The following is a 25,194-nucleotide window of genomic DNA, read 5'->3' as shown; positions in this document are numbered from 1 at the left end:
CCTAGGGTTGTTCGTAAGGATAAGATTTGCCGACTAAATCATACTCCTGCTCTATTTTGGCAAGCTCTTCAAGGGATTCAGCTCGTGAGGCTTTATCAATACCCTCTGGCCAGTTAAACTCAGGCGTAAAGCAGTTAAATAATCGACCCAGCCAAAAGCGCCCCCTGATTTTGCCTTTATAATTCATCCCCTCCATACCATTCATATAACACAATAACCAGCGCCATTCGCTTTTATGGACGTAATTGGCATTAAACCATAAACTAAAGTAATCTATTAGGGTATCGGTTTGTCGGTCGATCACTGCCGCAAAAATCTCCTGCTGAAAGAGGCCGTGACGTGAAACCATTCCGTCAATTGATTGCCAGTCATAGACTTTTATAACGGGTTTATAAAGCTTTCTTATCTCCCTTAAGGGAAAATAATAAAGGCGTTTACTTAACATTGGCTCGTACACATAAACTTTGCCGGTTTTACGGTTAAAACGTACCGGGTAATCGGCAGGCCAAATAATAACTTTTGCTAATTGCATTAGAAATAAAAATAATGCAAGTAAAGAAAAGATAATCACACCCAAAGAAAAGGCTACATCACTATATATAGAATAAGGATTAATATCGAGAAAAAGCTGTATTCCAGCATAAAGAGCGAAAATAAATCCCCCACATCCAGTTAGTTTTGCAATCATCTCTAAAGTACGACCAAATTGGTCATCAGTGCGTCCTATTTCGATAAGCGTATTATTGCCAAAACGAAGATTAGTTAAGTCATCGTCTTTATCTACTGGTTTAAATTTTGCTAAGTCTTTAGGATAATGTTTATACCCCAATTTAAATTCTGCCATTATCTATTCACTTTGATATCAATATTATTTTTTCCTAGGGTTGTTCGTAAGGGAAAGGTTTGCCGACTAAATCATACGCCTGCTCTATTTTGGCAAGCTCTTCAAGGGATTCAGCTCGTGAGGCTTTATCAATACCCTCTGGCCAGTTAAATTCAGGCGCAAAGCAGTTAAATAATCGACCCAGCCAAAAGCGTCCCCTGATTTTGCCTTTATAATTCATCCCCTCCATACCATTCATATAACACAATAACCAGCGCCATTCGCTTTTATGGACGTAATTGGCATTATCCCATAAACTAAAGTAATCTATCAGGGTATCGGTTTGTCGGTCGATCACTGCCGCAAAAATCTCCTGCCGCAAAAAGAAGCCATTACGCGTTACCATTCCGTCAATTGATTGCCAGTCATAAACTTTTATAACGGGTTTATAAAGCTTTCTTATCTCCCTTAAGGGAAAATAATAAAGTCGTTTACTTAACATTGGCTCGTACACATAGACTTTGCCGGTTTTACGGTTAAAACGTACCGGGTAATCGGCTGGCCAAATAATAACTTTTGCTAATTGCATTAAACATAAAAATAATGCAAGCAAAGAAACAATAATTAATCCTAAAGAAATGGCTATATCGCTATATATAGAATAAGGACTAATATTGAGGAAAAACCATACTCCAGCATAAAGGACATAAAGAAACGCCACACATCCAGTTAGTTTTACAATCATTTCTAAAGTACGATTAATTTGACCAAGGGTGCGACCTATTTCGATAAGCGTATTATTGCCAAAACGAAGATTAGTTAAGTCATCGTCTTTATCTACTGGTTTAAATTTTGCTGAGTCTTTAGGATAATGTTTATACCCTAATTTAAATTCTGCCATTATTTGTTCCTACTCAAATGTTAATGTAATCTTCTAATTCAATGGTGAATGGTTCTTCGCTACTATTTTGCTCTTCAATAAAGCCTAGCACACTTATTTTTGTATCGATATTGTCATCAGCCACATAGACCACTGGACAGATGATTAATGAACCTTGTTCATCAAGCTTATAGGTCACCAGCTGATTTTTTGCTGATGATTGATTTGTGTGTTGACTTTCTTGGTTTGTAAAATCAACTTTCATCTCTAACGTTGAGAGCGAGCCAGCAGAGCTATCACGAGAGGTCGTTGATTTAAAAGTCGTTCCTGTCAAGTTATGACCAATTAGCTCATTTTGACTGCTCTCTTTTTTTTCAACAATCAATGATCCATAATAGCGGATGCTGTCCGGTTTATAATTAGGTAAAATTACATTCAGATAAATATCATGTTTATCACCATAATCAAAAACGAAACTTTTTTGCGATTTTTTGGTTAGAAAAAGTTCGTAACCACGAGAAGCACCATAAAAGCCATGAATCAGCTTTTTAATGCCGTCTTCGGTTAAAGGATAAGGAGATAAATTGCCCGTTAGCTGATTTAAACCAAAGTAGCAGCGGTCAAACCAACGCTCCATAGACGTTAATGAGGTCAGTTCGCTCATAAACGCACAAAATATCGATAATACAATACAGACAACGGATAATGCGATACCGATACCAGAGCCACCAAAGAACATTGATACAGCCAAAAAAGCTCCAGATGCAACTTGCCATACTCCTGAAGTTCTAAATCCTGCAACAGCCTTGTTTATACCAAAACCTATTTCTTTTATTCCTTCAGCAACTCCCCATAATCTTGCTATTACTGTCAGTTGACGGGAGATACCAATTAATACTTTCATTACGGTTTTTTCGGATAGTGCCACAGCTTTATTAGTAACGCTTATCATTATTTTACTTTTAAAGTTACCCGCCATCTTTGCAAGCTTATCGACCGAGTTAGTAATAAAAGTTATAGTATTAATCGAGATAGATACGCTAGCAAATATAAGTCCTGCCATTGCTTCACTCCGCTGTTCTTGTGTTAAATTAGTTTTTTGCAGAGTTTTATTATTATCTAGCAATAATTTTGCTTGCCATGCTAATAAAAGGAATTCAAATAGAATTGAGGTGCTACTTGCTGCATAAGCCACCCGTAATTTAGGATTGGAAGGATGATTAACCGGCGTATTACTTAGATGGGGTGAAGGTTCGTTAGCGGTAATAGAGGGTACGCTTTCTTTAATCACATTTCCCATCTCTTGGGCGCCTTCGGTCATAGTATTGGCATGAATTGAAATATCAATATGGTTATCGGTGATTTTATTTATTAGTGTTTTTACGGATGCAAATCGATTTTTTGTGGTATCTGAGGCATATCTTTGCAAGTAGGCTTTTAATTCATTAATACTCTCTTGTGTTCCTCGACCTTTAAATGTTGCGGTTATCAGTCCATCTTTACTGTCAATAATCTCAAAACCACTAAAATTGGAACCATGTTTGGTTTTGAGCTGAGCCTCAAGTTGATTATATCGCTCTTCCGGTAAGGTTAGACGAAACTCATCGGTAATTAAATCGGGATTCACTGTTTTTGAGTCAGTATTATTTATGACAACATTATTATCAATTACCGTTGCCAGCTTATTCACATCATTGGCAGCACGATTGCCTCTGTTAGTCCGTTTCACATAATCTTCAATATTTTTAAAACCATCATCATCACAAAATACTGTTAAGGTGATAGTGGTTTTTTTGGTGTCTTCAATGGTGGTTTGCGAAGTAATTGAAACATTTTTATTACTCTCCAAAGCACTTATTTTAACGGTGTTGATATTAAAGGTAATAGTTCTACTTTTAGCATTCGTGTGCCCTGCTTCTGATAACGCTTTTTGTACACCTTGTGCATTAGTGATTTTTTCTAATTGTTTACCAGAACTCTCAGGTTGAATTGCCTGTGATTGTGCTAAAGCCATAATCGGATTAATAAGGCAATGTTCAATTAAAAAATTGTTGAGATCGTTGCCTTTACCCACTAGCGATTTGATATCACCCTCTTTCCAAAAAGAAGGATTTTTTCCTGCAATGACTTTATGAAAATAAGTCTCATCACTGGATAGGAGTTCGTCCCATAATCCCATATCATAATAACTGTTACCTTGCGATCTAAATATCTGAATTGCATCAGCTAATATATCATTATGGATATCTTGGCTATTATAATTGAACTCCTGCTCCCAAAATTTAACTGTATTAAAACTGGATATTTTTTGTTCAGGGAAGGTTATCTCTTCCTTATTTTCAAATTGATGTTTTCTACCTGAAAAAAAATCAGAGGCGGGCAACTTATCGCAAAATAACCAGCGACAATAAAGGGTGTAATCTCGACCATTATTCTTTTTAATTTTCTCGTACTGTTTTACTTTATCAGCAAAGCGATTGTACTCTTCAAGTTTTAATTGATTATTAAACTTTGCCCAATATTGGTCGAAATCATAATGTGCTTTTTCTGCTTGGGATAAGTTGTAGCGCAAATTACCTGTTTCATCGACGATTTCCGGCGAGCCACCATATTGCCATTTATCACTACTAAAAAGATTTTCTAAACTAGAGACAAAAACGGTACCAGCTGTACTATTTTCATCAAAATATTTTCTCATTGAAATTTTATATTGCTCAATTAAGTCATAATTTAATTTTTTATATTGACCCTCTGGGGTGTGAAACTCATGATATTCATAAGGAATATCGCTTTTATTATCAATTTTATTATGTAATTTAGCGTCCCCTGTATAATTGACTTCGGCTAGGCGTTGAAAATTTAAGTCCTCAATCATACCTAGGGGATCTTCTAAAATAACCGCCCCAACTGGTTTTTTATATTGAGACTTTCGGGCATTGATAAAATTAATAAAAGGATCACGTTGTTGACTTTTATCTTGATAATTCGGTAAATAACTCAATTTATCAGTCATATAGGGTATAAATTCTAAAATTTTACCAAAAGTATGTTGGCTTGCTAAATCTATGCCTCTTGGGTGGTTATCTGGCGCTTGAATAAATGAAGTTAAATCAATTTTAGTAAACCGAGCTAAATCTTGGCTATTTTTATAATAATCACGAGTTTGTTTATTCCAAGGGTAACGGCTATAGGCAATCCATAAAAAAGGTTTGTCACTTAATTCGTCATTGCTAATATCAACCGAGATAAATGAAGCTGGGACATAATGATTGTCAGCTAGACATCGTGTTGGAAAGGGATCCTTGTTATCGATTTCAAGATCTTCTGGTGCTTTTTCCCTTAATATACCGCCCTCTAAAACTTCATAATACCGAATATAGTCTTTTTTATTATCGGTTCCTGCAAGGACATAAACATAGCCTTCTCGTAACACTCTTAATACTTCATTATGATCTTGTAACGGTTCTTGTGGCTCTCGATCATCAAGAGAGTATTGTGATGAATCGAAGAATGAAAAGAGCTGCGAATATGGTGAAGACCAAACCTTATTTACCGCAGACTTTCTTAAGAGTAAAATCGGATATCCTTCCCTTACACATGCATGCCCATTGTCTGTTAATGATACAATTGCCGATAAGCTAGAAGTATCAACGTTTTGTGAATTTTCACTAACCATAGTTTTTTCTATCCAAATCTATCTATCGAGTAATATTAATTATTATTTTGATTTATACTTGCTTTAATATCATTTTCCAATTGTTCTAAACGTTTCTTTAGTGAACCTGGTGCTAAAATCGCTGCTAAAATATGCGGTGAAATCGTTTCGATAGTAATTAAATCAACCTGATAAATCAGGCAATACAGTGCATAAACTAATCTATCTTCAAGGTTGGTAAATCCAATATTTTTTGCATCAAGCAATTTTTTAGCGGATAAAAATAGCGCATTAGGTGGCAATGTTTGAATATTATCTTGCCACATTTTGACCAACCCAAAAGTAGCTTTGGGTTCATTTTGATACTGTAATGCATTTTGTAAAAATATCTGACTGGATAAGAGAAAGTCTTTCGTCAGTAAATTATCGGCTGCTTTAATTTGAATTAATTGGCCATAATAATTCATATAAGTATAGCGATGAATAAAATTGAATAATCCTGATAATAAACTTTCAACCGAGAGGCTTTCTTTTAATAATTGCAATCGAATATGTTCATAGAAAGGTAAGAAAGTAGGCTGTTTAGGCGTGAGTAAACGACCTAGCTGTAGACCTAAATCAATCATCTTTTCGGCTAAATTCTGTATATCAAGTTCACTACTTATCCACGCACAAATGTAATGTTTGTAATGGGAGCGCTCTTTTTCGATTCGAGTTATCGTTAAATCCAATAATTCAGGCTCTAATACTTCGCCTGGTTTCGCCAGTAAAATAAGATGAGGACAAATAGTAGGTTCATAGGATAAATCAGGGCGTAAGATAGCTTTAAGCTCATCGCTAGAAAAGACATCTTTAATATTTTCCAGCGCGAGTGGCTCAACAATTTTAACTGGTTTTAATGGATCTACAAGTAAATAACGGTAACAGTTCGCTTGATCTTCGTTTAAAGCATTTGATAATTGATGTACTGACAAAACTAAAACCTCAACAAACAAATCAATAACAACTATTTATGCGGTTTAGTTTATCTGTTTGACTATTATAATGCAAAGAACATTATCAACTTTTCTGATAATAAAGATGTTTTTAAAAACGTGTTGTTGTCTTTCTAAATTAAATATGAAGCACCTGACATATGCATTGTAAATGAATAAATAATAAACTCATATATAACCAGAATTATATTATTAATCATTGCGTCATAGTTTAGACACTTTTATCCTAATCTGGATTGATTTCAGTTGAAGCCAGTTGATAAAAAATAGGAAAAGTAATTCTAATAATTGCTTTGGACATAAAAAACCAGCTTTGGGCTGGTGTATTTTTTGGAATTGGTGCAGGAATGCAGAATTGAAAAGATAGTTCTAAATATTGTAATTATTAGGATTAGATAGTTAAGTTGAGTAATTTATCTTTAATTAGATCTATAATAGGATTAAGTATCATTATTAAAGTAATCATAGTTATTATATTTGCTATTTTATTTATAAAAATGACTATTAAAAATTTTCACTTGAAATAAGCTTAAGATATTTTAATTCAAATATTTAAAAAATAACTGTATGTTTATACATGTAATGTGATATATTTACTTTAGCTTAATAATATACGTAAAATTTTTACGTAAAAATATATTTACGTATTAAAATAACGTATTATAGAAATCAAACTTTTTTAAATTAAGTAAAATGACTATGAATAATCCTCTTGACTCTAATTATTGCTATTCATTCCCTGCTGTGCGCGGAATACAAGCTGGTAGGTTTTACTATATTGCCACATGTCCTCTACGAATTATTCCAAAAATATTTAGTTTCGATGAAGATGAAGTTCCTCCTGAACTAAGAGCACAAAGAAAGTTAAATAAATCCCGTATTCCTGAAATGGTTAGATATTTATTGGATAACCCTAAAGATTATGTATTCTCTGCATTAACTGCATCAATTGCTGTTGATATAGAATTTACAGAATATTCTGGTTCACCAAATTTGGGAGTGTTGCGAGTGCCAATGGATGCTCAAATTTTAATTAATGATGGTCAGCACCGACGAAAAGCAATCGAAGAGGCTATAAGGGAAAAACCAGAACTTGGACAAGATAATATTCCTGTTTTATTTTTTGTAGATGAAGGATTAGAAAAAAGCCAGCAGATGTTTGCCGATTTAAATAAATACGCTGTAAAACCAAGTCCATCATTAGCAACGCTTTATGATCACCGTGATCAAGCATCAGACCTTGCTCGGAGCTTAGCCTCCGAAACAAAACCATTCATTGGTTTAACTGAAATGGAAAGATCCAGTATTTCAACACTATCTAATAAATTATTTACACTAAGTAGTATTAAACAAGCTACACGAGCTCTTTTAGCCAAAGGCCCAAAAGATAGTTATTCTGATAAAGAAAAAAAATTAGCGACTGAATATTGGTATCAGGTATATCTTAATATGCCTGATTGGAAAATGGCAATAGAAAAAGAAGTGTCTGCTTCACAGCTCCGTCAAGAATTTATTCATTCTCATGGTGTTGGACTTCAAGCTTTAGGAATGCTTGGGCAATGTTTATTACAGAATAACACTTTAAATTGGAAGGAAGAATTGACAAAATTAAAATTAATTAATTGGCGTAAAACAAATCCAGAATGGATTCGTAGAACGATGTCACATGGAAAATTGAGTAAATCGACATCTTCAATTCAATTAACCACAAACTTTTTAAAAATAACGTTTAAATTACCTCTTACTGAAGAGGAAAAAAAACTAGAGCAACAAGTGAATTAGCAATGACAAATTTAAAGCAATGTTATGATTTAGATGATTATAAAGATTTTATTAATCAAGAAATATTCTCTGGTCGAGTTTTAGCTAAATATGTAGCAGAAGTTCAGAGAATTTATTGCTCAGATAAACGACCTTGGGTTATAGGTTATAGTGGGGGAAAAGATTCTTCAGCAGTCGTTACGCTTGTCTATTTAGCTTTATTAGGTTTAGAGCCTAAATACAGAACTAAATCAGTTTTTGTTGTTTCATCTGATACGTTAGTAGAAACACCTGTTGTTGTTGATTTAATTAGCCGAACATTGGGACAGATAGAGAAAGGAGCCAAAAGAGATAATTTACCTTTAACGTCTCATGCAGTAGTGCCTAAAACGCGCGAAACATTCTGGGTAAATCTTTTAGGAAAAGGTTATCCTGCACCAACAAGAAGCTTCCGTTGGTGTACAGAAAGAATGAAAATTAATCCTGTAAGTGATTTTATTAAAGATAAAATTAGTCAATTTGATGAGGTTATTGTTGTTCTTGGTTCTCGTAGTAGTGAAAGTGCTTCTCGAGCACAGGTTATAGCCAAACATAAGATCGATGGTTCTCGTTTAGCAAGACATACGACCTTAGCAAATGCTTTTATTTATACACCTATTGATACGTGGGATGTAGAAGATGTTTGGAAACTATTAAGAGGTGCGTTTAAATATGCTCCTGATGATATTGATGAATGGGAAACTCCATGGGGGGGTAATAATCGTCCTCTTTGGACTCTGTATATGGACTCGTCAGATCAGGGGGAATGTCCTTTAGTCATTGATGAAAGCACACCATCTTGTGGTAATTCTCGTTTCGGTTGTTGGACATGTACAGTTGTGAAAAAAGATAGAGCCATGGAGAGTTTAATCAAAAATGGTGAGGAATGGATGTCTCCGTTACTAGAATTTCGTGATCTTTTATCAGAAACTACAGAGCCAGAAAAGAAAGATATTTATCGAAATTATAAACGACGAACAGGTAAAGTAAGCTATCAATATGCAAAAGAAGGCGAAGATATTGCTATCGCTAGAAAAATTGTTCCTGGTCCTTATTGGTTAGATTATAGAAAAAAGTGGTTAAAACAGCTTTTAGAAATAGAGTTGAAATTCAACCAAGAAGGTCACAAAATTCAGTTAATTACAGAACCTGAATTACATGCAATTCGGCAAGAGTGGTTAAGAGATCCTAATGAACCAGATTGGAGTGATTCTTTACCTAAAATTTATAAAGAAGTGTATGGAAAAGATTTAAATTGGATTATTGATGATCAATCTCATTTTGATCAATCGGATGCGCAACTTTTACAACAGCTTGCCCCAAAATATGATATTGAAGCTGAAATGGTCATGAAATTGATAGAACTTGAAGTAAGTTTAGAAGGTATTAGTCGTCGACAAGGTATTTTTAATAAAATTGAAAATATCCTGAAACAAGATTGGGGTAAAAACCTAGCAGAAATTGAAAAAAAACAAGCTGAATTACAAAAACGCCACGAAAAAGACATACATCAAGAAGAGATAGCCAGCATTGAAAATGAGCTAAAGAATTTACATAGCGAATTTATAAAAATAGATAGTTCAATTTCATTATTGGGGAAAGGTCATTAGTATGATTATTAAAAAATTAGTTTTACGAAACTTTCGAGTTTTTCAAGGTATACATGAAATTGAATTATACCCTAATAATAATAAACCAATAATTTTATTTGGAGGTTTAAATGGCTCTGGGAAAACATCTATTCTTACAGCAATACAATTAGCACTTTATGGAAAAATGGCTTTTGATAGTGTTTTAACTAGACAGAATTATATTGACCAACTTTCAAGCCTTATTTATAAAAACTCAGAAACCAATGAATCAGAAAAATTTGCCTCTATTGAACTAACCTTTACTTATAATCAAGCTGGGTACACATCGGATTTTACTGTTACGCGTAGCTGGTCATTGGGGCATCAAGATGAATTATTCCTATCACAAAATGGTAAACTATTAAAAGAATTGAATTATGAACAATGTCAGGGATTTCTCAATGAGTTAATCCCTAATGGAGTGGCGGATCTTTTCTTTTTTGATGGTGAGAAAATTGCTTCCTTAGCCGAAGATGAGTCTGGAAAAATTTTACAAACAGCTGTTCGACGATTATTTGGATTGGATCTAATAGAAAAATTACGAAATGATTTAATTATTTATTTAAAACGGCATACAACCAATACACTAGATATAAAATATCAAGAAATATTAAATCAATTAGAACAGGAAAAAAATACCTACCTAAAAGAAGCTGAGCATTTGAGAACATCTGCCCATGCAATTTATGTGCAAATATTGGGGATTACAGAAAATATTCAAAAAAAAGAACGGTTATTTTCAGCTGAAGGAGGAGCTTTTGCCCTAACTAAATCACAAGAAAAAGAAAAGGTAAATACACTTGTCAAAGAAAAAGAGACTCTAGAAAGAGTAATTCGCCAAGAATTTGATAATTCTTTCCCTTTATCATTAGCCCCTAAAGCATTAACTAGTTTATTTAAACAATTACAACAAGAAGTAGAATTGAAGCGAACTCGGAATTTCATTACTGAACTAAACCAATTTTTAAGCAAATTACAGGCAGATATGTCTTTTCGCTCAACAACGACGGCTAAAATAGCTAGTGAAGCAATTAAAGATCAATTAGAAAATTATTTAGCCGATAAACCTTCTGGTGAAATATTACTTGATATTTCCGAGCGTGAATTGGGTCATTACCAAAAAATAATTCAAATTGATGCTAAAAAATCAAAAAAGAGCTTTCAAGAATTACTGACTAAATTGAACATGGTTGAAAATGATTTAGAACAAGCTTCATTAAATATTCAACGAGCACCAGAAGATGAGCAATGGCTGGAGCTTTTCTCTCAAATCAGGCAGTTAGATCATGAGAGAATTAATAAAATTAATGAACACAATTATCTTATTGAAGAAGCAAAAAAAATGTTAGCTTTAGCATTGGATAAAGCGAAACAAATCCAGAAACTTCATGATCAAGTACGTTTACAATATAATTCCAATAATTCAATACAGTATGCAAAAAATAGTCTTGATCTTTTAGATGAATATACAGTCTTACTTACGCAGTCTAGAATTAAAGTATTGGAATCAAAATTCTTAACGGCATATAAACGTTTAAATCGTAAAGAACATGATCACTTAACAGTTAAGGTGAATCCAAACACTTTTGATATTGAACTTATTGACAATAAAGGTCAATTTATATATCGTAAATCTTTATCGGCAGGTGAAAAACAGATTTATGCTATTGCTATTCTTGAAGCACTAGGTAAAACATCAGGTCGTCAACTACCTGTTATTATTGACACTCCTCTTGGACGATTAGATTCTAAACATCGCGATAAGCTAGTTAAATACTATTTCCCATTAGCAAGCGAACAAGTCATTATTTTATCAACAGATACTGAGATTGATGAAAATTATTTCTTTGATTACTTGAAGAATGATATTTCTCATAGTTATCAGATACACTTCAATAATGAATCTTATTCTTCAGAAATAACCAAGGGTTATTTTTGGAAAGAATTAAATAAAAATAAAGAGGTATACTAATGTTACCAAATAGAATGCAACTTACACGTCAAACGGAAGAGCAATTAAAACGTTTAAAAACAATGACGGGGATTACACCAAATATTTCTGCTCGTTTAGCTTTTTACCGTTCTATTGAATCTGGATTTCGTTATCAAATTGATGAACGAAAACTAGATGGTTTGTTAGTACTTGAAAAATCTGTTTGGCTTGGAGAATTAGAAGGTATTACTGAATTACTACTCAAATTCACTTATCCAGAACTAAATAGTAAAGAAATGATGAAAGCATGGGCTGCTCATGTTGAGGATGGTGTAGCTGCTTTGAGAAATCATAAGAATTTAATAAGTTTTTCAACATCTCTTTAATTATTATTAATATAAATTAGGGTGTTGTGTAGAACTAGATTTAGTCATTGATCTAGCAAAAAAATAATATACTTTTTTGGAAATTAAATGCTAATGATATGGCGTATTTAGCTTCAATTTTTGGCAGCACCGTTTCTTTCTTTTACTTTAATTTTCACATTTACCAAATATGGAAAAGATAGAAAAAACTTAATATAGGTACTTTCAATCAGGTGATCTTTAAATCATGTTAATAATTAGCATTTTTAATTCGCTATTTACCTAAATCATAGTCTTTTAACACTTTATCAATAAAAAGGTTTTATATAATTCAAACTATTTTTCCTTTAGGGGTTCCCATTATGAGCACAGTATGGTCTGAATCAATTATAAAAGTTTTGTATTCGGCTAGTTGACTATCCAATGATTTATATCAATCATAGCATAAAATTCAGTTTTACTATTTGTTATGAATACTAAAATTTCCATTTAAATAAGGTAATGCGGAATTATTTGGGGTAAATTTAATTCAGAATTGTATCTGTTTCTTTTTAACTTTTTAGCAAAAAATTCATGGTCTATATCTGTTTGAATACGTTGAATTGAAAATGGTATTTCTTCAATTACACAATCAATAAATTTAATGTATCACCAACTGTAAGCAGCTTATAATATCACAAATACAATTATTAATTGATGTATATTGATAAAGATATATTATAATTTATTTTTAAATCGTCTATTACCTAAATTTCGACTCTTACATATGTCTAAAATGATGTTTTCAATATCCCTGTTTTGGCATTAGATGAATTATATGGTCGTTTAATTTAGCTATTCAAACCTTCCACGCAATTTTTTTGATAATTTTGCAACCATTTACAAAGAGTTAATATTTAATGTCACAGCAACAACTCACCAAACTAAAATCATTTATTTTTTCATAAAATTTTATCTTTGTTAGTTTTTGTTGAATTTTTCGTTTCATAATCTAATTATCAATTGATAACGGGTTATATAAACCCGATACTATATACCTAATTTAAACAAGATATAGCTTTTGTTTGAATAAAGTTTAAGTAATATCAAAAACTGAAGATATCCAAGATATACTTTTCGATAAGTTTAGTCCTTAAATTGTAACTATTTATTTCCCACTTGGTAAAATGATTACTTAAATAAATATTCATTTTATAACTTGAATTCTCATAAATATTTCTCTTGTTTGGAAAAGATTTGTTGCCTAGATATGAATTATTATCTCGAGATAATAAGGTCAAATTTCCTAATTTATTTTTTTCTTTTTCCAATAAATCATCTTTATCTTTATCCAGTGGCTTTTGGGGGTAAATATGTTCGATACTTATTTGTGAAAAATCAAAAGTCTTAGATTTATCTATACACTTATGCTTTACTTTTTCTCCTTTTTCTTCTCGTTTTTCAATCCAATTCCAATTTTCTTCTAATTTAATTAATAAATACTTAATAATTTTATTACCATTTTCTATTTCTTTTTCTTCATATTCTTTATATTCCAATTCCATAATGTTATTAATAAAATCACTATCTTTTGTTCCCTCCAGTAATTTATTTAGTTCCTTTCTCAAAAATTTGACTTGATAAGTTTTAGGATTACTATTAATTTTAGCAATTTGTTCATGGTATATTTTTACTGCAGGTTCAAATCTACAACGACAAATAGTTTTGTATCTAAAAAAGAATTTCTCTAAACAATCAAGAATTTCAATAAACTTTCCTTCATCTAATAATTGATGAGCGACTAATAATAATGGCAAGCAATCAGTATGTAATAACCTAATGATTAAATTTTTTAATTTATTTTTATCCCATTGGCTAGCCTGACTTCTTGGATAAGGCCAAAGACCTAACTCTAAATTTTTAAGAGTAATAATACTTTCATGTAAATGTTTTATTCGATTATATAATTCACTACTAGAGATATTTTCAAAAAAAGCAATGTTAAATTTTTCATATAAATTTATTCTTCTTACTTTTTTATATTCATGTGCAGAATAATAATATAAGAAGTAGCTTTCAAGATCCTTTGTGGAATCTTTAGTTATTAGATCCCAAATCTTTGCTGTTTTTTCTTGCAATTCAAACTCCCTACTATCAGCCCCATTAAATAGTCCTAATGAATTAGCTCTTAATAGATCAATTGCAGATAATGCCCTTCCTCTATCATTAAGTATTTGAAAAAGTTTATAAGCTTGGGCGTTATTGTTAGTAGTGATTTTTAATATAAAACAGCAACTATTAAAAATACCTTCTAAATTTTGTAAATAACTAATTTTTTCTACTAGGTCTTTTTTTCTAAGATTATTTTTAATCTTACGCAAGATAGTATCTCTTGCGTTCAAAAGTAATCGATTTGATTCAATATCAGTCCCTGATGATTCTTCGAATATAATCAATTTTTTAAAATAGTTATTATCTTTATTACTTAAAGATAACTTGTCATGCTTAATTTCTTTTAAACTTTTATACTCAGCATAATAAATATATTTATTTTCAAGTGATGAAATAGATCTTCGTATTGATTCTTGCGTTTCTTGTTCATTTAATTCTTCACAATAGTCTTTTAACAATTTAATCACTATCGACATGAATAATACGAAGGTTGAAATTCGTTGCTGACCATCAACCAATATATTAATTTTTTTAGTTATACCCACTTCTTCGAATGCTTTCTCTATACAGACAATACTACCAAAAAAATGTTCAGCACTCTTTTGTTGAGATATATCATCGAGACATGTGAAAATATCATCACAAAATTCAATTACTTGCTCTCTTTCCCATGAATAACCTCGTTGGTATATAGGAACTTCAAAAAGTATAGGTGATCCAAACAAGCTACCGACTTCAGTGTAATTAGAATCAATGGTTTTTTTTGTGGACATTTATTACTCCAATTGGCATTTCTTAGTTATTAATACTTTTCTTCATAAGAATTATCATCATAATGACATTCTGATTCTAAACTTAAAACATCTTGAAAATTAACATTAAAATCTTTACAGTTAGGCACAAATTCTTTATATGACTCTGGAATATTAATTATTCCATTATCATTTTCAAACGGTATAGACCAACGTTCTATCGCAAAGTGAATCATATCTAATTCTCTTTTTAAAATATTACTTTCCTTCCATGTCGAACCATCGGTATAATTTTTGATTTCTTTCTCTGAATTTGTAGCATTTTTGTAGTTGAACGAATAAGAACCATTAGGATCATCTAATTTTAATTTTATGGGTTTTCTGCCCAATTCTTGATTACCTTTGGTTATAACTAAATTACCCAAACGATGAACATATTGCTCAGCCTTTAATCCATCAGGCCAATGACTTTCCCACCAACCAGCATCTCTATGTGATTGTGGTAAAATATGTTCTATTGATTCCTTTTTATCTTCATCTGCCCTTGCCCAAGGAATCGGCGTAACAGATCGAGAGGACAGGCCAATTTCTAATTCATATAAAAAGTAATATACTAAATTGATACCAGATTTATAATTTAATTCACCCGATAGTAATTTAGAAACTGAATCAGGAAGATTTGCACTTTCATTTAGTAAATAACCGATTTGAGAAATAATATAAGTAGTGCTTTTGTTGTTTTTCAGAATTTGATTAGCTAACTCTAAAATCGCTTTTGAATTTTTATCTACTCTATATCGGAGCAAACCGTGCATTCTAAACGTATATATTTCACAAGCACGACAAATATTTTCAAAATCATTTTTGCTTAATGTATTAGCATATAATAGATAAGCAGTTGTAATAATCTTTCTTGTAATACCTTGTAAGCCTATATTATCTAAGCGATCTAACCAAACACCAGCTTCCTTTGAACATAATTGTCCGTAAAATTTCTCTTTATATTTAGAATTAATAAAACCAAAAGCCTCCGAATAATTAACCCAATGTTCTATAAAACCTTTGAAACTGATTTCCTTTTGTGTGTTCTCTCCTTCTAAAAGGATCCGATATTCATTCACAAAATTGTTATGAGCTTCATTTGTTGGAATGCTATAACCATGATAAATAGAGAATAACTCTGAAATGAAAGAGTTTTCATTATTTCTTGAACTAACGCCAAACTTTTCCAAGTTAGATATAGCACGAAACCAATTCTCATCAGGAGATAAATGGATATTCCGTTTTTCGCAAATTAAGATGCAAAAGTTTTTTATTTTATCAAATTCAGATAAAGGTAATCCTCTTGAATTTATAGCATCAAATGTTAAGTATCTATCAATACTGGCGTCAGCAAGATCGACACTAATGATTTGAATTTGATGGCATACTTTATTTCTTAATTTTATTAATTCTTCTCTTGTTTGAATTGAATCTACTATTTCAGCTATTTGATTTTTTGCATTTTCTAAACAACGCATCGGAGAAATTTTTTCTGCAGGAAGTGAGGGATAACCTAATAAATAGTGGCTAAAACATTCATTTAAAATTCTATTTTCATTTTCAATTCTTAGCTTTTCCGAGCCGTCGCTATAAATAATTAAACTTTTTAATTTTTCTGATTCAACGGTTTCTCGTTGATCTAATTCAAGGAATCTTCTCCTTAATTCATTAATTATTAATAGAAAAGTAGTTAATCTTTGCTGACCATCTTCTAATATATAACGAAATGTGGGCATGTGAGTTATTTCGTCAGAAAAGGCACCATCTTTGGAATTTATTTTTGTATATATTACCGTACCTAAATAATGAGCTTTATTTCCCATTAATTCCAGATCACTAAAAAGATCTTGTATTTCCTTTTTCGTCCAGCTATAGCCTCTCTGGTTTTTGGGAATTTTGTATACTCTTCCACTAAACATAGTTTCTAAACTATTCATCTATTAACCTCTTCCATTACCACTTTTCATTTGCCCACAAATATAAATAGCATCAAATTAGTGTTTTATTTGATCCTCTATTTTTATATTATATCGGTTAACAAAAAAAATACAGTTTGAATACATAATATTATTAAAATAATATTAATAATAATCTTTACTATTATCGATGATAAAATAAAAAATCATTTATAAATTATTCAAATAAAACTCTAAGCGAGCTTTATTTGGATATAAACTAAAACATCTAAGTCATTTTTCTTTGTCAAAACAAAATACTTTTTTGGGACGAATTTCCATCATAATTGTTACTAAATCTTTCATCTATATGATTCAAATAATTACTAGATTAGGTGATATACCTTTCTATGCGTTGGCGGTGAAATAGTTTCCTTGAGCAGAACAAATGTGTATCGGAAGTATCCATTCCAAGGTTACGTTTATCGGTGTGATTAGTAGCAATAGTTGGATATTAATCATTCAAGAGCATTGAGGAGCGATAATGGTCATTAGCCTATTATTTGGTTTATAACTTATATTTTTACTAAAAGAAGATAAATATAATAATGAATTGTTGCATTAGTCTTATAAATGCTCGGTAATAACGGATTTGGTCAGTTATTTTCGACAACCAAAATCAAAATTTTGGATTTGTTTGCAGATGAGTAGTTTTCATTTAATTGGTGCTATCTGGTTATATCTTAAACTCATACTCATCGATTTAGGCGTAGAGGCACAAAACGTAGCTTGGATTGTTAGTGACAGAGTAGAATAATTAGGTCTTTTTCGGTTTTTTAAGTGGAAAAGCTTGCTTAATATTTAGGTATAGATAACTCTATTCCTGCTTATTTATTTTATACATTATTGATACTTATTACTTTAACATTAATGAGGTTAGTTAAGCTAAATATAATATGGATTATTGCTAATATTTTCTTAGTTGCTATAGCAATCAAAGGGGAAATGTCTTCTCTTATGTTTAGCTTAATAATGTATTTTGCTCGATATAAGCATCGAGCTTCAGATTATAGCTTGCAATTAAGCCTTTTTGTTATGACTTGTCTGACTAGTCCTATTTTTGCCGAAATAATACTTGATGCAGACGGCGCTTTCTTTTTGTGTATTGTTGATATCTATTTATAAATTAATATTCAGAGCTCACATTAAATATATGATACAAAAATACGCATCTGGATTAATTTAGTTTGTCACTTTACAGATTGTTATATTCAACCATACGCTTGATTTATCTTGTAATTATTTAATATTTTTTAATAGTTGAAATAAAAAATGAGCAATTCTCTATAAATTATTGTAAATAAAAACTCTAAAGTCATTTTATGAATACACGTCATTATTGAACTGAATGTATTCTTTTTTCTCTTGATTTAGGGTGATTTTAGTTGAACTAGGGAAAGTAGTGAAATAAGTTTAAAGAATTATCTAAAAAACCTTAGACATAAAAAAACCAGCTTTAAGCTGGTGTCTTTTTTCGGAATTGGTGCCCGGACGCGAAATCGTAATAAAATTATAATTTATTGATATTAAATAACTTTAATTCAAATAAAAACTATTTGTATCCACTTTTATATCCATAAGTCAACTTGCTTGAATTTAAATATTTTTAACGGCTAAACATACAAATGAATCACCATCTTTTCAAAGTGTTATTATATAAATAAAAGTATTAAATCAATTAATGTCTAAAATAATATAATAAGTAAAAAGCTCTAATTTTGAAATGATTTAATATTTCTATCCTGCTCTAGCGAGCTAGGATAAAAAATATTAATTAGATTATATAGTTAGAACATTGTTTAAATCTTACGCGCGCACCATAACGATTATCAGGGCCACCGCCCTGATTCTCATCACGAGATAAATGTGATTAGTAAGAACCTAGATAGATATTAAAGTTATCCATATCCATTACATTGGGAATTAAATATGATGCATTAACAGTATGAATCTTATATTTACCTTTACCTAAACTATCTGCACTGTCTAAATTATCGCTTGAAGTCGTTGGTTTGTATTGTTTAATATCATTCGCTGCAAAAATATAACCTAAATCAATTCGTTGCCATACTGCATTAACGCCTGCTGAAAAATCCTTTTCTTGATTAGCATCAAGGTAAGCTGTGCTCACGTTAACCACTAGATTATCTGGTGATGGATTCCAATTGCCCACGGTATTAAAACTCATTGTTGCTCCATAACTCCATCTAAACCGATGAGTATGCGACCATTAATGTCCCAACGTTTATCACGATTAGCATTACTATCAGCCGTTGTTTTTAATGAAGTTAAACTATGTTTTTTACTTGCTGCATCGATATTGAATTCGACATCACCATATAATTTCAAATCACCTTGGCTAGTTTGCTACTCAATTTGTGCAAACGTAGGAAAACTGGATAAACAGCATAAAGCAACAAAAAGTTTAGAATATTCCATTACCCGATCTCCGATTAAAGTATTATGTAATCACATAAATAAACTACAATTTTTTTAAATTACGATTAAATATAATGTGTGTACATTTAAAAAATAATGTTGATTTAAGAAAGTAATTTTTTGGCCAGTAAAAAATTACCAATTGTTGCACTACAATTATTTTCTATAGATGGTGTTTTTATATATTCATCCAAATTTTCAATTGTAATATAATTATTCATAAGCAGTTTAAAGTGTGCTTTAACTCTACCTAACATATGATCTTGATACATTACACCGCCACCAAGAATAATCATTTTAGGTCGTATTATTAATGTTGCATTGAAAATTGCTTGAGCTATATAAAAGGCTTGCACATCCCATACATATGAATCACTCGTTATATTTTCACCCTTAATACCTGTTCTAGCTTCAATACTTGGTCCCGATGCCAATCCCTCTAAGCAATCATGGTGAAATGGGCAAACTCCATTAAAGTTCTGATCTAAAAGATGTTTTTTTACCATTTGATGTCCCATTTCTAGGTGCCCTACGCCACCTATAAATTGGCCATTTTGAATAACACTCCCCCCAACTCCCGTCCCTATTGTGTAATAAATCAAATTATCACATGAATTTAAATACATTTCTCCGTAAGCACTTGAATTAACATCTGTTGTAAAAAATACAGGAATATCTAATTCTTTTTGAATAGGAGAAACTAAATCAACATTAGACCATCCTTGTTTAGGTGTATTTAAAATATATCCGTATTTATCACTATTTTTATTATTATCAATAGGACCGAAACTGCCGATTGCAATTGATGAAACTCTATTCACACTGAAAAAGTGATTAACTTGTTTAATTGTTTGTTCATATGTTGTGGTTGGGATAACTTCACTCGTAATTATCTCATTTTTCTCATTTCCTACTGCGCAGAGGAATTTCGTTCCACCAGCCTCAATGCTACCAAATAAATTCATTTTTAAACCTCTTCAAAATAAATTCAATATCATAAATAAACTTATTATGATTCATATTATTTTAGATAATATATCTATAAATAATTTAGCCAATATCATCCATATTGGCTAAATTTTATTCGCTTTATTAATGAGTTAATTCATTTTCAAATTCGATATAAATCGTAACAAACTTAGCGTGCTCAATACCTTTAATATCAATACTATTATTAAATATATCTATATTATCTAAGCAATGTTCTTGAAGATTAACTTTTTCAGCTAGTTTAATTTTATGCTTAAACTTAATTGTTGAATGACTAATCTGTTTATATTTACCATTATAAAATCTTAAAATATAACCCGGTCTCTCTTCAGCTTTCTTTATAACACTTAAAATTAAATCTCCGCTGGTTTCCATCATACTAAAAGTGACAGGAAGTGTTTTATTTACATCTGATAATGTAAATATTAATCTTGAGTTTAAAAAATCTGCTATTTGGTAAACTTGAACTGGTGATAATATTTGTTTTGCTAACTCCGCAACATTTGAAGAGTTAAATGATTCAGAATAATAAAAAACCGAAAACGAATATGTCATATATTTATGACACTGGGCATTAGGAGTTTTAATAGTTGTTTCACCAGAAGCTCGTCCTGGTCTGTACATTAAATTCTCTTTTCCCATAAAACCATATGTTCTAAATATAGTTAATCGTATAATACTGTAATCATCGCCAATGATTTCATATTCTCGAACCCCTTTGGGTACGACTGCAACCCCTTTATTTTCATCAGATAAAGTTACAAAAGTTTGGCAAGTTTCGATTGCTATAGGTTGCTCACTCCAAGAGTTTTTATTTTGCTCCCATAAGCTCATTTCTTTTTCAAATAGAACCGATCTTTTTATTACACCAAATTGATGATCTGCCGTTGAAAATTTAGATGCAATACTTGTATCAAAAGATACACATACTCGATGGCTATCAACTAATGTATTATCTACTTGTAATGAAAAATCAATTAAAGGAGAATCTTTTTTAATGGTTAAATTTAATGTGATTGGTAATAAAGTTGTACATTTTCTTTGTGATCTTTCTTGTAGATTTTTAGGTACTAACATTTCAAAATCTATACAAACCATACTAACGATATCTGATTCTTTTATCGTTATCGTAGGTGAAAAATCTGTAGAATAAACAACTAAATCGTTAACCGGAGGTGAATAATTAAAAGAATCCCCATCATCACCATTATCTTCTATAATAGCTTGATTTTTATAGGTTACATTTGATTTTTTATCTAAAATGTCTAAAGAACCATTCTTATTAACATTAATTGTATAGTAACTATTTTCAATTACATTAGTAGATTTTTGTTTGATTTTTTTATGTGTACTGCCATTCAAATCTAGCGTTAGTTGGTTATAACCTAAGCCAGGTAGATTAGATGATTCTAACGCAATTTTTGCTTTATATACTTTCTTTGGAATATATATTTTTTTACTTGGGTTAAGAATATTTCCTTGATTAAGAACATATTGTGTCTGATCTACTAATTCTAAAATTGTATAGGGAATCTCCATACCTTGTTGATCTAATATTCTAAAATCTTCTTGTGGTAAATAAACATCTGCTTCAATAATTCCACTTCTAGATTTATTAAAAGTATTAAATACAGTTAGAGTGATTTCTTTACCAGAAAAATTATCAATTCTCATCGATATATTTCTCATTGTAAGCTCTATCAAGTTCTCCGAAATATCCCTAATTTGTTTGTAGCGCATATAGATATCTTCATTAGCAGAATCAGATACACACGAACCTATCGAATCATGCGCAGCATTTTCAAACATCAATTTCCATATTTCACGAACTGTTTCTACTGGATATTCGAAACCTAATGACATAGAAATACTTAAAATAGGTTCCATTATATTAACAAGATAGTTTTGAGTTTGTGTATTTAACTGTTTTAAATCTGATCGCGAAGAAAAAATAGTTTTATGAATTCTCATTAATTTTCCATTAATTAACTCACCACTAATTTCTTCTAAGTCTGGGTTTTCATTTTTTATAGCATTTATATAGTTTTCTATAGTAGATATTTCTAATTCAAACTCATCTTTATATAATTCATTCATTCTAGCTATTAATTCTAATAGATTTTCTCTTGGTGGAGCTTGATCAAATCCATTAGGGAAAAAAACATGATTAGTTGAACTTCTTGCCCATGTTTTTCTAAAAGGATCTTGTTTCAAATAAGTTGCTAGTTCTTGCGAATCCTCAGGAATAGCTCCGCCAATGTAATAACCACTAGGAATTTGGAATACATTTACAATTGAACCATCTTCTCCTTTCCATCTATACTCTGTTTTTTTGACTTCATCATCACTAACTCCGCGCCAAAACATTGTATCTTTAATGCCGAATTCTAAGTAAATTTGAGGCATGCTTGACGATTGACCAAATGAATCTGGAACATAACCAACTGGCATATATCCACCAAATTCACTACAAATTCTTATACCATATTGCATATTTCTGATAATACTTTCACCAGATATCACCAACTGATCTGTTTGAGTATACCAAGGACCTATAATTAACTTACCCTTTTTTACTAGTGATTCTATTCTATGTTTATCTTGCGGTCTCCATTTGAGATAATCATCTAAAAGAGATGCTTGACCATCTAATAAAAATGAATCATATCCATTTTCATCTTCTAATAATTCAATGACTCTTTTAAAATCATGCATCAAATATACTTTAGAGCGACTAGTTGTGAAATACCACTCTCTATCCCAATGAGTATGCGGAACTACATGTACTTTTTTCATTATTTTGGCCTATTTAAATTAAATTTAATTTTCAATGCTGATCTCAATATCATCAATATCTATTAATTCTTGCTCATCATCTCTTTTAAAGTTAACAAACAATGGCGCAAAAAAACCGATGAAAGCAGCACCAACAAATAGACCGACTAAATATGCCCAGCCATTTCCGACAGTAAAGAAACCATAAACACCGCCAACAGGTGGCATCTTGTCAAACATCCCTAATAAAACACCTAAACCTGATGCTATAGCTCCACCAATAATATTAATTGGTACTAACTTTAATGGGTTTACTAAAGTAAATGGTATTGCACCTTCGGTAATACCAATAAATCCCATCACAAAATTATTCCGGCCTGCATCTAATAATTCAGCATTAAATTTTTTCTTATGGAATAACGTTGCAAAAGCATATCCCATAGGAACAGCACAAATAGCAATATTAACCATGATTGCTGGCATATAAATCTGTTCAATTAATAACACATTTCCTGCCATCCATGCAGCTTTATTTATTGGGCCACCTAAATCAGAAGCGATCATTCCCCCAAGAATAATAGCTAATAATAGTTGGCTGACATCATTCGCTATCATACTTCTGATCCAATTAACTAATCCTGTGTTAATCAAAGCTAGTGGTTCAGATAAAACAGCTCCCATAATGATAGCTACAGATAAAGTAGCAATTAAAGGTAGAATAACCAGTGGCATTACGCCTGAAAATGATGCAGGTAGATGAATTTTATTTTTTGCCCATTTAACTAAATAGCCAGCTAAAAATCCAGCAATCACCGCACCTAAAAATCCAGCATTAGTTGAACTAGCAACAGCTCCACCAATAAATCCAGCACCAATTGCAGCCTTATCACCAATAGAATATGCAATAAAACCAGCTAATACTGTATTTATTAATGCTATACCTACCCAACCCACTTGTTCTATCAAATAAAGAAAGTGCTCAAAACCAGAACTATCTTTAAAAATATCTAGACTAGTAATACCCATAGATAATGCTATCATTTTGGGAATAGCAATTACTAAAGAAGCTCCGATAATTAATGGTAGAACAAAACTAATGCCACTCATCAAATGCCCTTTCAACTCAAACATTATTTTTTTCATATTAATTTCTCTTATTTAGTTATTTTCTACTTTCTATGATATTCACACATTTTTTTAAAACTGCTTCAGGAGCCTTAATACAAGTGGCAATACTAACTTTTAATTGAGGCTTATCTTTAAATCTATCCATATCTATTACTTTTTGATCTGTTGCTAATAAAACAAAATCAGCTTCATCAACTTCAGCTTGTGAAATTTTATTAACTTGTCCTAAAGATCCTTGTTGCTCAATTTTTACATCATAACCTAATTTTTTACCTGCATTCTCTAATGCTTTAGCAGCCATAGGAGTGTGCGCTAGTCCTGCTGGGCAGGCTGAAATACCAACAATTTTCATACTAATACCCCTCTTGTCATTTCCTTACTGATTAGTGATATAATTTTATTTATATCTGTTGAAGCTTTTATTTCATTTTTAAAATCATCTTCCATTAAAGCTGTAGCTAGTTTACTTATCATCATAATATGGGTAGTGCCAGCCTCATTTTTAGGCACGAATAAAGCAAAAACATATTGAACATTACTCTCATCAAATGTTTCCCATTCTATTGGTTTAGCTAATTTTGCAAAAAATACAGTTGGAGTAATGACAGAGTCATCTTTTGCATGAGGAATTGCAAACCCATCAATCAATCCTGTCGATGATGCTTTTTCTCTATCAATAAATGCTTCCATAGTTTTTTTAATATCATTGACGTAATTATGCTTAAAAGCATTACTTGATAAAAAATCAAATAACTCATCTCTACTTTCTACGTTTAAATTTAAAAAAATATTATTTTCTGAAAGATTCATTACTTTAGTACCTTTAATTAAATAAAATGGATTAATTAATATAATAAGAGATGTTATAAAAAAGCATATC

18 protein-coding genes are annotated in these 25,194 nt (G+C 31.1%); 5 read left to right on the top strand and 13 right to left on the bottom strand.

The features are described from left to right. Nucleotide 1: 1 nt before the first annotated feature. Genes AC5LW9_RS01845 through AC5LW9_RS01830 form a run of 4 tightly spaced genes read right to left on the bottom strand, consistent with a single transcriptional unit; the run spans nt 2 to nt 6,332 of the window. The gene (locus AC5LW9_RS01845; RefSeq protein ID WP_493456214.1) at nt 2-844 is read right to left on the bottom strand and encodes a DUF6708 domain-containing protein; all 843 of its coding nucleotides are present in this window, start codon (nt 842-844) and stop codon (nt 2-4) included. Between the two features lie 34 nt (nt 845-878). Continuing rightward, nucleotides 879-1,724, bottom strand: a complete 846-nt coding sequence (locus tag AC5LW9_RS01840) for a DUF6708 domain-containing protein (protein WP_493456213.1) — start codon at nt 1,722-1,724, stop codon at nt 879-881. A gap of 13 nt (nt 1,725-1,737) precedes the next feature. Next, nucleotides 1,738-5,379, bottom strand: a complete 3,642-nt coding sequence (locus tag AC5LW9_RS01835; protein ID WP_493456212.1) for a toxin VasX — start codon at nt 5,377-5,379, stop codon at nt 1,738-1,740. Between the two features lie 35 nt (nt 5,380-5,414). Beyond that, nucleotides 5,415-6,332 carry a hypothetical protein gene (locus tag AC5LW9_RS01830; RefSeq protein ID WP_493456211.1) on the bottom strand — a complete coding sequence of 306 codons (918 nt, stop codon included), beginning with the start codon at nt 6,330-6,332 and terminating at the stop codon, nt 5,415-5,417. Nucleotides 6,333-7,052: 720 nt separating this feature from the next. On the opposite strand from AC5LW9_RS01830, the gene dndB reads away from it, so the two are divergent. From dndB to dndE, 4 genes are read left to right on the top strand one after another with little or no spacing between them, the layout of a single operon-like run. Continuing rightward, on the top strand, nt 7,053-8,135 hold the full coding sequence (dndB, locus tag AC5LW9_RS01825) for a DNA sulfur modification protein DndB (protein WP_493456210.1): 1,083 nt from the start codon (nt 7,053-7,055) through the stop codon (nt 8,133-8,135). Nucleotides 8,136-8,137: 2 nt separating this feature from the next. Further along, nucleotides 8,138-9,763 carry a DNA phosphorothioation system sulfurtransferase DndC gene (gene dndC / locus AC5LW9_RS01820; RefSeq protein WP_493456209.1) on the top strand — a complete coding sequence of 542 codons (1,626 nt, stop codon included), beginning with the start codon at nt 8,138-8,140 and terminating at the stop codon, nt 9,761-9,763. Between the two features lies 1 nt (nt 9,764). Beyond that, the gene (gene dndD, locus AC5LW9_RS01815; protein WP_493456208.1) at nt 9,765-11,756 is read left to right on the top strand and encodes a DNA sulfur modification protein DndD; all 1,992 of its coding nucleotides are present in this window, start codon (nt 9,765-9,767) and stop codon (nt 11,754-11,756) included. Continuing rightward, entirely contained in the window at nt 11,756-12,103 is a 348-nt protein-coding gene (gene dndE / locus AC5LW9_RS01810; RefSeq protein WP_198227286.1) for a DNA sulfur modification protein DndE, read from the top strand. Before dndD ends, dndE begins: the two co-directional genes overlap by 1 nt. Before the next feature lie 1,064 nt (nt 12,104-13,167). On the opposite strand, the gene AC5LW9_RS01805 is transcribed toward dndE, so the two are convergent. Both AC5LW9_RS01805 and AC5LW9_RS01800 read right to left on the bottom strand, forming a co-directional pair. Then, a complete protein-coding gene (locus AC5LW9_RS01805) occupies nt 13,168-15,006 on the bottom strand; it encodes a DUF262 domain-containing protein (protein WP_198227288.1) in 1,839 nt (612 codons plus the stop codon). Between the two features lie 29 nt (nt 15,007-15,035). Further along, complete coding sequence (locus AC5LW9_RS01800; protein ID WP_198227290.1) at nt 15,036-16,964, bottom strand: DUF262 domain-containing protein; 1,929 nt, start codon at nt 16,962-16,964, stop codon at nt 15,036-15,038. Nucleotides 16,965-17,939: 975 nt separating this feature from the next. Here AC5LW9_RS01800 and AC5LW9_RS01795 point away from each other — a divergent pair. After that, nucleotides 17,940-18,107 (top strand): hypothetical protein, encoded by a 168-nt coding sequence (locus tag AC5LW9_RS01795; RefSeq protein WP_198227292.1) that lies wholly within the window; start codon nt 17,940-17,942, stop codon nt 18,105-18,107. 745 nt (nt 18,108-18,852) lie between these two features. Here AC5LW9_RS01795 and AC5LW9_RS01790 read toward each other — a convergent pair. The 7 genes from AC5LW9_RS01790 to AC5LW9_RS01760 form a co-directional block, all read right to left on the bottom strand. Then, complete coding sequence (locus AC5LW9_RS01790; RefSeq protein ID WP_493456207.1) at nt 18,853-19,170, bottom strand: carbohydrate porin; 318 nt, start codon at nt 19,168-19,170, stop codon at nt 18,853-18,855. After that, nucleotides 19,167-19,331, bottom strand: a complete 165-nt coding sequence (locus tag AC5LW9_RS01785) for a carbohydrate porin (protein WP_493456206.1) — start codon at nt 19,329-19,331, stop codon at nt 19,167-19,169. The genes AC5LW9_RS01790 and AC5LW9_RS01785 overlap by 4 nt, the downstream gene beginning before the upstream one ends. Nucleotides 19,332-19,525: 194 nt before the next feature. Next, nucleotides 19,526-20,386, bottom strand: coding sequence for a fructokinase ScrK (gene scrK, locus AC5LW9_RS01780; protein ID WP_086351327.1), 861 nt, complete (start codon nt 20,384-20,386; stop codon nt 19,526-19,528). 127 nt (nt 20,387-20,513) lie between these two features. Beyond that, nucleotides 20,514-23,210, bottom strand: a complete 2,697-nt coding sequence (gene mngB, locus AC5LW9_RS01775) for a mannosylglycerate hydrolase (RefSeq protein WP_493456584.1) — start codon at nt 23,208-23,210, stop codon at nt 20,514-20,516. 21 nt (nt 23,211-23,231) lie between these two features. Beyond that, nucleotides 23,232-24,329: a PTS fructose transporter subunit IIC gene (locus AC5LW9_RS01770; protein WP_086288543.1), complete on the bottom strand. Its 1,098-nt coding sequence runs from the start codon at nt 24,327-24,329 to the stop codon at nt 23,232-23,234. A 19-nt stretch (nt 24,330-24,348) separates the two neighbouring features. Next, nucleotides 24,349-24,666, bottom strand: a complete 318-nt coding sequence (locus tag AC5LW9_RS01765; protein WP_025316764.1) for a PTS fructose transporter subunit IIB — start codon at nt 24,664-24,666, stop codon at nt 24,349-24,351. Beyond that, nucleotides 24,663-25,124 carry a PTS sugar transporter subunit IIA gene (locus AC5LW9_RS01760; RefSeq protein WP_493456205.1) on the bottom strand — a complete coding sequence of 154 codons (462 nt, stop codon included), beginning with the start codon at nt 25,122-25,124 and terminating at the stop codon, nt 24,663-24,665. Before AC5LW9_RS01760 ends, AC5LW9_RS01765 begins: the two co-directional genes overlap by 4 nt. Nucleotides 25,125-25,194 lie beyond the last annotated feature (70 nt).

It is taken from the genome of Gilliamella sp. LMG 34360 (assembly GCF_984568995.1).
This window is presented reverse-complemented; position numbering and strand designations above follow the sequence as displayed.